This is a genomic window from Halapricum sp. CBA1109 (genome assembly GCF_009741825.1).
Lineage (GTDB): Archaea > Halobacteriota > Halobacteria > Halobacteriales > Haloarculaceae > Halapricum.
Genome location: NZ_WPCA01000239.1, coordinates 1 through 2014 on the forward strand (window position 1 = coordinate 1; position 2014 = coordinate 2014).

A 2014-nucleotide genomic window follows, 5' to 3' on the forward strand; every position below is an offset into this window, starting at 1 on the left:
CCGTCGCGTCCTCGATGCGGTCGGTCAGCGCGACCCCGGTCGGGACGGTCCCGCCGAGTCGGACCCCGTCGTCGGTGGGCGTGTAGACGGCGTCGTCGATTCCGGTCGCCTCCCGGCAGGTGCCCGCCAGCGTCGCGTAGACGTCGGTCGCCACGTCGGCCCGCACGGTCCGCGTCGTCCCGACAACCACGAGCAACAGCGCCCCGAGCAGGGCGGTCCCGCCCCACGCGAGCAAGAGGGTCTCGAACGCCGGGGCCGCGAGTCCGCCGCCGACGAGGCCGAAACCGACGACCGCCAGAACGAGCGCCCGACCGTGGCGGACGGCCCGCAGGCAGCGGCCGACTGACGACCGCCCGCTCACGGTCTCCCCTCGGATAGATACATACACACCCCGTCGCCGCCGGCCGCATAGAGATTGTGGGACGGTCACCCGGCGGCGTCGGCGGTCCCGTTCCCCGACGACTCGGCCACGTCGACCCAGACGTGGACCTCCCGAACGGCCGGGTTCGACGCCGGGTCACCACGGTAGAGCCGGTACGTCAACCGCTGTGTTCCGACCGTCTGCGGCGTGACCGCGTGTTCGATACGGCGGGACTCCCCCGCGTCGATGTCGACCGCGAACCGGTCGACGAGCGACCGCTCGCCCTGTACACCCCCGTCCGGGGCCGCCTGCCGGAGGGTGACGACGATAGTCCCGTCGAACCGTTCGCCCTCCGTCCCCGCGCCGACGACGTACGTCGCCGGCTCTCCGACGGTCAGATTCGTCGGGTACGCCCCCGCCGAGAGGGTGCCGTCCGGTCGCTCGCCGAGAACGTACAACTCGGTCACGGTCGCCGACTCGGTTGGTTCCGTGAGGACGACGCCAACCGCGCCGACGGCCGTCGCGACGACGACCAGCGTGAGCACGACCGACAGCGCGCTCCCGCCCCCGATGACCGACAGCACCCGCCGGAAGTCGACCGCGAACGCGGACGGCCGCGTCGGCCGACCACGGCGGACCCACGCGACACCCACAGCGCCCACCGTCAGCAGGAGGAGTCCCGCGAGGACCGGTCCGAACTCGAACCCCCACGTCACCTCCAGCGCGAGGCTGACCGCGGTGACGGCCACGACGCTCCCGCCGACACTCAGCGGCAGCCACCCGAGCCAGCCGTCCGCCTCGCCCTCCGGAAACAGCGCGGCGGCCAGCGCGTACCCCGGGACGAGGAGGACGAACGGCACTCCGAGCAGTATCCGTAGCGGCGTCTCACGAACCCCCGGGACGGTCGCGCTCACCGCGACCAGTGCCGCGGCGACGCCCACCGCGAGCAGGTCCGCGTCCTTCCCCCACCCGTCCGCACCTTCGTCCATACACCCATCTCGACACAGGACCACTAAAACGAACCGCCGTTCGCTCGACCGTCTGACGGGACAGTCGCCACGGCACATTCTCGACTCACGAACCGAGCGACACGCACAGCGGTCGCTCGGAGAGTAGTTCGTCGAAGAAGTGCTCCGGCAGGGATTTGAACCCTGGTCCTTGCCGTGAGAGGGCAAGATGATTGGCCGGACTACACCACCGGAGCGCGTCCATCTCCTCGTATCGGCCTGCCGGTATTAACCGTTGTGTTTCGTCCCGCCCTCCAGTGGTGTGACCCAATCACACGCTACTCGTCGTCGTCGAACGGCGACCGCGCGGCCTCGGGTTCGTTGCCGGGCAGACTGATGATGTTCTCCCGACCGACCCGAAGCTTCGTGATGTCGTCGTCGTCCTCCATATCTGTCAGGAGCATACTGACCTTCGACTTCGACCAGTCCGTCTCCTCGACGATGCGGGACTGTTTCATCCGGCCGCCCTCCTCGTCCAGAAGCGCCATCACGCGCTCCTCGTCGCTGAGGAACTGTTCGTCCCCGACCGCGGCGTCCGCGTCCTCGGCCGCCGACTCCTCGGCCGTCGATTCCTCGGTCGCCGACCCCGCCGCTGGCGCGGACGCTGCGGACGCCGCCGCCGCGCCGCCGGCCGCCTCCTCGGACC

1 protein-coding gene, 1 tRNA gene and 2 pseudogenes are annotated in these 2014 nt (G+C 70.5%); all 4 read right to left on the minus strand.

What is annotated here, in order from left to right:
- Positions 1-361 (minus strand): annotated as a pseudogene (locus GJ629_RS15580) (hypothetical protein); the annotation flags it as partial.
- Positions 362-426: 65 nt separating this feature from the next.
- Entirely contained in the window at positions 427-1350 is a 924-nt protein-coding gene (locus GJ629_RS15585) for a DUF1616 domain-containing protein (protein WP_197428683.1), read from the minus strand.
- A gap of 140 nt (positions 1351-1490) precedes the next feature.
- A tRNA-Glu gene (locus GJ629_RS15590) sits at positions 1491-1565 on the minus strand.
- 81 nt (positions 1566-1646) lie between these two features.
- Positions 1647-2014, minus strand: a pseudogene (locus GJ629_RS15595) (helix-turn-helix domain-containing protein); the annotation flags it as partial.

Coding starts and splice junctions, on each gene's coding strand:
- GJ629_RS15585 (WP_197428683.1), bottom strand. CDS start 1,350: ATGGACGAAGGTGCGGACGGGTGGGGGAAGGACGCGGACCTGCTCGCG.